The organism is Acrocarpospora phusangensis (assembly GCF_016862995.1).
In the GTDB taxonomy this organism is placed as follows: Bacteria; Actinomycetota; Actinomycetes; order Streptosporangiales; family Streptosporangiaceae; genus Acrocarpospora; species Acrocarpospora phusangensis.
The window spans coordinates 1-9,041 of the sequence record NZ_BOOA01000150.1 but is presented as its reverse complement, the minus strand read 5'-3'; the positions used below and the strand labels follow the sequence as shown (position 1 = coordinate 9,041).

General features: G+C 69.2%; 8 protein-coding genes and 2 pseudogenes. 5 read left to right on the top strand and 5 right to left on the bottom strand.

Annotation, left to right across the window (positions count from 1 at the left end; all coding sequences use genetic code 11):
• Positions 1–223: pseudogene (locus Aph01nite_RS40035) on the top strand (ATP-binding protein); the annotation flags it as partial.
• Between the two features lie 33 nt (positions 224–256).
• Here Aph01nite_RS40035 and Aph01nite_RS40030 read toward each other — a convergent pair.
• From Aph01nite_RS40030 to Aph01nite_RS40010, 5 genes are read right to left on the bottom strand one after another with little or no spacing between them, the layout of a single operon-like run.
• Positions 257–1,264 carry a methyltransferase gene (locus Aph01nite_RS40030; RefSeq protein ID WP_239162337.1) on the bottom strand — a complete coding sequence of 336 codons (1,008 nt, stop codon included), beginning with the start codon at positions 1,262–1,264 and terminating at the stop codon, positions 257–259.
• A complete protein-coding gene (locus Aph01nite_RS40025) occupies positions 1,261–2,055 on the bottom strand; it encodes an ABC transporter ATP-binding protein (protein WP_204046310.1) in 795 nt (264 codons plus the stop codon). The genes Aph01nite_RS40030 and Aph01nite_RS40025 overlap by 4 nt, the downstream gene beginning before the upstream one ends.
• Positions 2,056–2,064: 9 nt before the next feature.
• The gene (locus Aph01nite_RS40020; RefSeq protein WP_239162336.1) at positions 2,065–2,862 is read right to left on the bottom strand and encodes an ABC transporter permease; all 798 of its coding nucleotides are present in this window, start codon (positions 2,860–2,862) and stop codon (positions 2,065–2,067) included.
• On the bottom strand, positions 2,859–3,641 hold the full coding sequence (locus Aph01nite_RS40015) for an ABC transporter permease (protein WP_239162335.1): 783 nt from the start codon (positions 3,639–3,641) through the stop codon (positions 2,859–2,861). Before Aph01nite_RS40015 ends, Aph01nite_RS40020 begins: the two co-directional genes overlap by 4 nt.
• Before the next feature lies 1 nt (position 3,642).
• Entirely contained in the window at positions 3,643–4,599 is a 957-nt protein-coding gene (locus Aph01nite_RS40010) for an ABC transporter substrate-binding protein (RefSeq protein ID WP_239162334.1), read from the bottom strand.
• A gap of 441 nt (positions 4,600–5,040) precedes the next feature.
• Between Aph01nite_RS40010 and Aph01nite_RS40005 the strand changes: the two genes are divergently transcribed.
• From Aph01nite_RS40005 to Aph01nite_RS39990, 4 genes and pseudogenes are all read left to right on the top strand, one after another.
• Complete coding sequence (locus Aph01nite_RS40005) at positions 5,041–8,013, top strand: sensor histidine kinase (protein WP_204046308.1); 2,973 nt, start codon at positions 5,041–5,043, stop codon at positions 8,011–8,013.
• Between the two features lie 46 nt (positions 8,014–8,059).
• On the top strand, positions 8,060–8,485 hold the full coding sequence (locus Aph01nite_RS40000; RefSeq protein ID WP_275419365.1) for a roadblock/LC7 domain-containing protein: 426 nt from the start codon (positions 8,060–8,062) through the stop codon (positions 8,483–8,485).
• A gap of 3 nt (positions 8,486–8,488) precedes the next feature.
• Complete coding sequence (locus Aph01nite_RS39995; protein ID WP_204046306.1) at positions 8,489–8,872, top strand: DUF742 domain-containing protein; 384 nt, start codon at positions 8,489–8,491, stop codon at positions 8,870–8,872.
• 22 nt (positions 8,873–8,894) lie between these two features.
• Positions 8,895–9,041 (top strand): annotated as a pseudogene (locus Aph01nite_RS39990) (ATP/GTP-binding protein); the annotation flags it as partial.

Genomic DNA, 9,041 nt, shown 5'->3' with positions numbered 1-9,041 from the left:
CTATTTCGAAGAGGCGCAGCTGCCGTTCGTGGTGGGCATCAACGGCTTCGACGGGTCGTACCCGCACGGGGAGAGCGAGATCCGGGAGGCGCTGACGCTGTCGCCGCACGTCCCGGTGGTCCGGACCGACGCGCGGGCCAGGGAATCGGTGAAGAGCACGCTCATCACGCTGGTCGAGCACGCGCTCACCATGCGGGTGGCCGTCCCCGGCTGGCAGCGCTAGCCGGGGCGGCACGTCCCGTCGTTGGTCTGAGTTCTACATCGGAGTCGCGACGACGACGCTGGCCCAGCCGGGCAGCTCGACGATCTCGGACAGGTTCAGCCCGCTCTTCTCCAGCAGCGTCTGGTACTCCGTCCGGGTCCGCTCCATCCCGTCCCCGATCAGGGCCAGCATCCGCATGTCGGCGTCCAGGCCGACATGCGGAGAGTCGTCGTCCGGAAGCACGATCTCCACGATCAGGATCCTGCCCGTGGAGGGCATCGCGCTCCGGATGTTGCTCAGGATCCGCACCGAGTCGTCGTCGTTCCAGTTGTGGATGACGTTGGAGAGGATGTAGGCGTCGGCGACCGGGATGCCGTCCTGGACGAAGAAGTCGCCGACCACGCACTCGCACCGGTCGGCCAGCCCGGCCGCCGCGATCGCCTCCCGCCCGGACGGGATCACCCGGTCCAGGTCGAACAGCACGCCCCTGGTGTGCGGGTGGGCGGCCAGCACGGCGCTGATGAGCTGCCCGCGGCCGCCGCCCACGTCCACCACCCGCTCGACGCCGGTGAAGTCGTAGTGGTCGGCCAGGCCCTCGGCGAACGGGATGGCCCGCCGGGCCATGTAGTCGTCGAAGACGACCGCGGTCTCCGGGTGCGCGCCCAGGTAGCCGTAGACCGACCCGTGCAGCTCACGGAAGGCCGAGACGCCCGACTTGACCGTCTTGGGCATCCTGCCCATGCCGTTCCAGTACGCCTCCTCGCCCACCAGCCGGATGGCCGAGCGCAGCGAGCCGGGGGAGTCGTCCGCCAGGATGAGCCCCGCCTCGGTGACCTCGTACCCCTCCGGGACGCTGCGGACGAAGCCCATGCCGGCCAGTTCGCGGAGCACGCGCCGTACCGACTGGGGGTGGGCGTCGCAGCGCGCGGCCAGCTGGTCGGCGCTGAGGGGGCCGTCGCGCAGGTGGGCGGCGAAGTCGAGCTCCGCCATCGTGGCAAGCGCGGCGAAGCGCGAAATGCCGTAGATGGCGTCCCAGACGGCGTCGGCGGCTTGTGCGGTCACCTGGTCTCCACTTCGTGAGTCATTCCATTGTCGAATCGCCGGGCCGACATGCCGCGGACCATGCGGCCGACGTCGGCGCGGAGCTTGACGAACGCGTCCAGCTCGCGGGTGCGGATCTGGTCGCGCGGGCCGGGCAGGTCGACGGTGAGGTCGCCCACCACGTGCCCGGGGGCCTTGCTCAGCACGACCACCCGGTCCCCGACGTAGACGCTCTCGTCCACGTCGTGGGTGATCAGCAGGATGGTCATGCCGTGATGGGCGCAGACCCGCAGCACCAGGTCCTCCAGCTCCTCCCTGGTCTGCGCGTCGACCGAGCCGAACGGCTCGTCCATGAGCAGCAGCGAGGGGCGGTAGGCCAGCGCGCGGGCGATCGACACCCGCTGCTGCATGCCGCCGGACATCTCCCACGGGAACTTGCCGGCGGCGGCGCCCAGGCCCACCTCGGTGAGCGCGGCCATGGCCGCCTCGTCCCTGGCCTTGCGGCTCATCCCGCGGCGGCGCAGCGGCAGGCCGACGTTGGCCAGCGCCGACAGCCACGGGTAGAGGGAGCGGCTGTAGTCCTGGAAGACCACGGCCAGGTTGTCCGGCGTGCTCTCGACCGGGCGGCCGTCCAGGAGCACGGCGCCGCCGGTCGGCTTGATCAGGCCCGCGATGGAGCGCAGCAGGGTGGACTTGCCGCAGCCCGAGGGACCGACGACACACACCACCTCGCCCTGCTTGACGGTCAGATTGATGCGGTCGATGGCGTGGTACGTGCCATATCTGTGGGTCAGATCGACTAACTCAAGCACCGGAACTTCCTAGATTGTCCGCCGGGCACGGTGATGCCATGCCAGGATGCGGCCCTCCAGCAGGAGGAACGAGGCGTTGAGCAGGAACCCCAGCACGCCGAGCAGGACGATGTACGCCCAGACGTCGACGAACAGGAAGTTCTGCTGCGCGGTGAGCAGGCCGTACCCGATGCCGCTGGTGCTGCCGATCAGCTCGGACACCACCATCAGGATCAGCGCCAGGGACAGGGACAGCCGCAGGCCCGCGAAGATCTTCGGTGTGGCCGCCGGGAGCACCACCCGCCACAGCACGTCCGTCCGGGTGAACCCGAAGACCCGGGCGGTCTCCAGGTACTGGCGGTCCACCGTCCGGCAGCCGTCCGCCGTGTTCAGCAGCACCGGCCAGATCACGCCGAAGACGATGATGGCCAGCTGGGTGGCCGTCCCGATCTGGAACAGCGCGAAGAAGATGGGCACCAGCAGCGGCGGCGGGATGGCGCGGCCGAACTGGAGCATCGGATCCAGGTAGTCGGCCAGCTTGGCGGACCGGCCGATGGCGACGCCCAGCAGGATGCCGGCGAGGCTGGCCAGGATCCACCCGGCGAACAGCCGGCCGAGGCTGGGCGCGAACGCGTCGATCGCGTCATCGGTCAGCAGCACCCGGCTGAGCGGGCCGGAGAACCACAGCTCCTGGATGCGCACCGCGATGCTGCTCGGCGAGGGGAAGTACGGCTGCTCGGCGAACCGGGTGGCCAGCTCCCACAGCACCAGCACCACGGGCACGATCCAGAGCCCGGCCAGCCTGCTCAGGAGACTCCTGCGCGTCACGACACACCCGCCAGCCGGTTGTGGTGCCACCGGAACACCCGTTTCTCGGCGGCCACCAGCAGCGCGTTGACCGCGATGCCGAACAGGCCGACCCAGGCGGTCGCGGCGATCATGAGGTCCACCCGGTTGCCGCTGCCGGCCGTGTTGATGAAGACGCCGACGCCGCTGATGCCGCCGGCCACGACCTCCGCGGTGACCACCAGGATGATGGCGACCGAGGCGGCCAGCCGTACGCCGGTGGCGATGAACGGGGCCGCGCTGGGCAGCACCACCCGCATGACCACCGTGCCCGGGCCGAAGCCGAAGCTGCGCAGGGTCTCCTTGGCCAGCGGGTCCACGTCGCGCACACCGTAGATGGTGTTGATCAGGACCGGCCAGGTGGCCGCGTACACGGCGACCGACATGCGCATGTGCATGGGGTTCTGGAAGAGCAGGATGGCCAGCGGGATGAGGGCCACCGAGGGGATGGGGCGGAGGAACTCGATCAGCGGCCGGGTGGCCGACTCGACGGGCCGGACCACCCCGAGCAGCAGTCCGGCCGGCACCGCGACGGCGATGGTCACGACCAGCGCCCAGAACCACGCCTCCATGCTGGCCAGGCCGTGGGTGAGGAACTCGCCGTCCACGGCGAGTTCGGCGGCTCTGGCCAGGACGGTGGAGACGAGCGGGAGGAACCCGGTGTCGATGACACCGGTCCGGCCCGCGACCTCCAGAATGACAAGGAGCCCCGTGGCGCCCACGACGCCACGGAGCACTGTCGAACCGATCAATCTGGACACGTCACCCCGCGGCCGGCGCGTGCAGCACCGACTTCACGTCGAACCCGGCCTGAAGGTAGCCGTACTCCTTCATCGTGTCGGCGACGCGCTGGAGGCGCGCCTCGCTCAGGGTGGTGGAGTAGACGCCGAGCGCGATGACGGCGGCGGTGGCCTTGTCAATCTTGGTGTACGCCGGCAGCACCTCCTCGATCGCCTTGCGGTCGGACGCGGCCAGCTGCTGGGCCTTGGCCAGCGCGCGCTGGAAGGCCGCCACCGTGTTGGGGTTCTTCGTGACGAAGTCGTCGTTCATCACCCAACCGGCGATGGGGAAGTCGGCCATCGGACCGCTCATCGTGTCGGCGATCTTCTTGGCGCCCTGCTGGGAGTTGGCCGAAATGAAGGGTTCAGCCACCCAGATCGCGTCCACGGTGCCGTTCTTCAGCGCGCCACCCATGTCCGGCAGCGGCATCGGCACGAACTGCTTGGGGTCGATGGTCACGCCGGCCACCTTGGCGGTGGCGGTGACGGCCAAGGTGCCGATGTTGTTCAGCGTGTTGACCGCGATCTTCTTGCCGACCAGGTCCGCCGGGCTCGAGATGCTGGCGTCGTCAGCCTTGGCCATAATGACGAAGTTGTCGGGCGCGGCCTGGTAACTGTCCGCGACCACCCTGAACTTGCCCACGCCCTTCTCCTGCGCGGAGAACAGGGACACGTAGTTGTTCAGGGTCGCGTCAAGCTGGCCGGCGACCAGCTTGGGCGTGGCGGTCGCGCCACCTGCCTCGATGGACGTCTGTACGGTCAGACCTTCGGCTTTGAAGAAACCCTTGTCGATCGCGATCTGGATCGGGGCCGAGTCGGGGATGGGCAGGATGCCGACCGTAAGGGTGGTTTTTTCCAAGCTGTTATTCGAGGTGTCCGCCGGTGTATTCGTATCGGCGCCGCCGCATGCCGTGAGTGCCAATGCGGCCAGGACGCTCACCACGAGCGGTCGGCCCGGGAATAGGCGTCTCATGGAGTCTCCTTTAGCTGGGGGAATGGCCCGCGCGGATCGTCAGGTGATCGCGAACACGGCGGGCGACGAGCGACGAGCGTAGCGGAGGAAAATCCCCCTCAACAGGAATGAGAGCACTATGTCACCAAACTTGTAAACAAGTCAGTTGTTGGCGACTTTTGCATGAAATGTCATGGTTTGGGGGGTTGTCACGGTCCATCGAACATGTGATCCCACAGATAGCCCGTCGTTGAGGTTCGACCAGGGAAGTTCCCTCTGTCCTCTCGACATTACTGAGCGGTACGTGTTGGATCGTGGCAATCCGGTCACGGCTATTGGTCTATCTCGCGGTCTTATGCTCCAATTGCCCGTGGCTTATGGGAGGTTTCCCGGGATAAATTGATTTTTCTTTAGCGGAAGGTGCGGCCTGTGAGGACGGCTACGATCGACAATGATCACCGCACCGTGTCCGAGACGCCCCCGGCGGCCCTCCCCGGTCCCGAGGTCGAAGAAGACACGCGGAACAGGATGGCGCTGAAGAACTGGCGGGTCCGCAGCCGCCTTGTCGCCCTGATCTTGGTCCCCACCATCGGAGCGGTGCTCCTGGGCGGACTTCGAGTGGTGACCTCGATCAGCAGCGCCGCCGAATATCAACGGGTCAGCGAGGTGGCGGCGTTCACCAGCACCCTGAGCGATCTGATCCACGAGCTGCAGCTGGAACGCGACCTGACGGCTCGTTATATCGAGACCGGCCGACCGGGCGACCCCGGCCTCGGCCTGATCCGCAACCAGCGAGGCTCGGTCGACGTGCTCGTCGACGCGGTCCGTGGCCGTGTCAGCGACGCCGCCGACTCCTTCGGCGAGGTGGGCCGGCAGAACCTGTTCCGGCTCGACCGGCGTCTCGGCGAGCTCGCCAACCTGCGCAAGGCCACCGTGGAGAGCGCGCTGCCCGCGCTGCCCGCCGTGGAGAAGTACTCCGCCTTCATCGCGGACCTGATCCGGCTCTACGACGAGAACGGCCAGGGCGGCATCGACGAGTCGGTCGACGCCAGCGCCACGGCGCTCGCCTCGCTGGCGCGCGCCAAGAACGACGCCTCCACGGTCCGGGCCCTGCTCGCCATCGGCACCGCGACGGGCCGCTTCGAACCGATCGAACTGGACGCGTTCACCGGTGCCCGCAAGCGGCAGGAAAGCGAGCTGAGCGCGTTCCGTACGGTCGCCACACCCGAGGAACGCCAGGTCTTCGCCGACCGCGTGACCGGCCCGGAGATCGACAGATCCGAGTTCCTCCGGCTCTCCGCGCTGGAAGCCATCAGGACCCGGCGCCTGCTCACCAACCTGGACGACCGCCCCGGCCCCGACGGCGACGAGTGGTTCCAGGTCAGCAGCGCCGGCATCGACAAGATGCACGAGGTCGAGAAGCTCCAGATCGCCTCCATCGTGGACCGCAGCGACGTGTTCGCCGCGGCCGACCAGCGCGGCGCGATCGCCAACATCATCGTGGTCGTGGCCATCCTCGGCCTGGTGCTGTTCATCACCACGGCGATGGCGAGATCGCTGGTCAAACCACTGCGGCAGCTCCGTTCCGAAGCCCTGGAGATCGCCGGCCACAAGCTGCCCGAACTGGTCCAGCGGCTGCGCGACTCCGACGGCACGGGCAACAGCGCCGAGGTCAAACCGGTCCCGATCGGCGTCTCGTCCACCGACGAGATCGGGGAAGTCGCCCGGGCCTTCGACGAGGTCCACCAGGAAGCGGTCCGGCTGGCCGGTGACGAAGCCAAGCTGCGCAGCAACGTCAGCGCCATGTTCGTCAACCTGTCCCGCCGTACGCAGACGCTGGTGGAACGGCAGATCGCCCTGATCGACGGGCTGGAGCAGGGCGAGCAGGACGAGCAGCGGCTCGGCAACCTGTTCAAGCTGGACCACCTGGCCACCCGCATGCGCCGTAACAGTGAGAACCTGCTGGTTCTCGCCGGCCAGGAACCCGCCCGCCGGTGGAGCCAGCCGGTGGAGCTCACCGACGTCGTCCGGGCCGCGCTGTCCGAGGTCGAGGGCTACGAGCGGGTCGTCATCAACATCCCGTCCGACGCGGCGCTGGCCGGTCAGGCCGTCAACGACGTCATCCACCTGCTGGCCGAGCTGGTCGAGAACGCGCTGTCGTTCTCCGCCAGGGACACCCGGGTGATCGTGTCCGGGAACCGGATCGACGGCGGCGGCGTGATGGTCTCGGTCACCGACGGCGGCATCGGCATGACCCAGGAGGAGATCGCCGCGACCAACTGGCGGCTGGCCAACCCGCCGGTCGTGGACGTGTCGGTGTCCCGCCGCATGGGCCTGTTCGTGGTCGGCCGGCTCGCGCTCCGCAACGGCATCCGGGTCCAGCTCCGCTCGCACGACAACGGCGGCCTGACCGCGATGGTCCTGCTGCCGGAGTCGCTGATGGGCGCGCCGGCGTACGCGCAGCAGCAGTACGCGGGCAGCTTCGCCCCGTCCTGGTCCCCGCAGGGCCAGACGTCCGAGCCCGTCTCCTGGGGGGCTCCGCCGATGGCCCTGTCGGCGCCCGCCCCCAACGCCCCCGGCGGACCCTTCGCCACACCGGGGCCCGGCGGGCAGCACCCGTCCTTCCCGCCCCCTGGCATACCGTCGTCGATGTTCGGCGCGGACGCGCACGCCAGGGGCGCGCTGGGTCCGGGCGGTCCGGGCGGTCACGGCGGACCTGGCGGTCCGAGTGTTTCGGGCGGGCACGCCCTGCCGCCCTCCCCGTACGACGGCAGGGGCGCGTTCGGATCGGCGCAGGGCCAGTCCTCGCCGTTCGACGCGCAACAGCCGCGCTCTCCGTTCGACCCGCCCGCCACCGGGCAGGTCCTGCGCTCTCCGTTCGACCCGCGCACGCCTCCCGGCGCGGCTCCCAACGGGCCGTCGCTGCCGAAGCGGCGCGGGGACTCCGGACTCTCGGGTCTCTCCGGCTTATCCGGGTTCTCCGGGATGGACGTCGACAGCACTGGTCCGCTGCCCGCCGTACGAGATGAACGTCCGGAGGACTTCTTGCCCATCTTCGCCGCGGTGGAGTCCGCCTGGTTCCAGCGCAGCCCTGAGGACAAGAACTGGAACCAGACGCCCGCCGACAACGGCTGGGAAGTCGCCGCGCAGCAGCCCTCCTGGGAGGCCAACACCTCCTCGGGCCTGCCCAAGCGGGTCCCCAAGGCCAACCTGGTCCCAGGTTCGGCCGATCCGGGCAAGCCGGCGGCGGCCGTCGCGCCGATGCCCGCCCTCTCCCCGGAACGCGCGCGCAGCCGCCTCTCCAGCCTCCAGCAGGGTGTACGGCAGGGCCGCGCGGTAGCCAGGGGCGAGATCAGCGAAGAAGAGGGATACCCGGGCGCCGGCAGAGGAGACAAGCCGTGAGCGTCGTGAGCGTACCGACATCCACCTATCAGCACAGGGGTGTTCCGTGCGAGAGATGAGCCATGCCGCTCGCGGCATCAACTGGCTGATCAGTGACTTCGTCAGTTCGGTGCCCGGCGTCGCGCACACCGTGGTGGTTTCCGCCGACGGGCTTCCGCTGGCCTACTCCGAGGGTTTCCCGAAGGACCGGGCCGACCAGCTCGCGGCGGTGGCCGCCGGCCTGATCAGCCTCACCCAGGGCGCCTCCCGCGTCTTCGAGGGGGGGCCGGTCACCCAGACGCTCGTCGAGATGCAGCGCGGGCTCCTGCTGATCATGTCGGTCAGCGACGGGTCCTGCCTGGCCGTGCTCGCGGCCAGCGACTGCGACATGGGCCTGGTGGCCTATCAGATGACGCTCCTGGTCGAACGCGCGGGTCAGGTCCTGACCCCCGCGGTGCGGGCCGAGCTCCAGGCCACCCACCCGAGGAGATAGATCATGGACTCGTGGGGGCCGCCGTACGGTGCCCCGATGCCGCCTCGGGATCCCGCCTCGCCGGTCCGGCCGTACGCGGTCACCGGCGGGCGGACGGCACCGCGCATGCAACTCGCGCTGGAGGCCCTGGTGTCCTCGGCCACGTCGATGCACCAGGACCTGACGAACCGGCCACCGGAGCAGCGGGCGATCAGCTCGCTCTGCCGGCAGGTGCGCTCCGTGGCCGAGGTGTCCGCGCTGCTGCGGGTCCCCCTGGGCGTGGCCCGCGTGGTGATCGCCGACATGGCGGCCGAGGGGCTGGTGCACGTGCACCAGCCGCAGCTGGACGCGGGTAAGCCGGACTTGGGATTGTTGGAAAGGGTACTCAGTGGACTTCGACGTCTATAGCCCCGGCACTGCCAGCCGTGGCCTGACCTCGACGAAGATCGTCGTCGCCGGCGGCTTCGGGGTTGGCAAGACGACCTTCGTCGGCGCGGTGTCGGAGATCGTGCCGCTGACGACCGAGGCGGTGATGACCGACGCCTCCAAGGACATCGACGACGTGGCGTTGACGCCG

Excerpts from the sequence above, each read along its gene's own strand:
- Aph01nite_RS39995 (WP_204046306.1), top strand. The coding sequence starts at position 8,489 with ATGGACTCGTGGGGGCCGCCGTACGGTGCCCCGATGCCGCCTCGGGAT.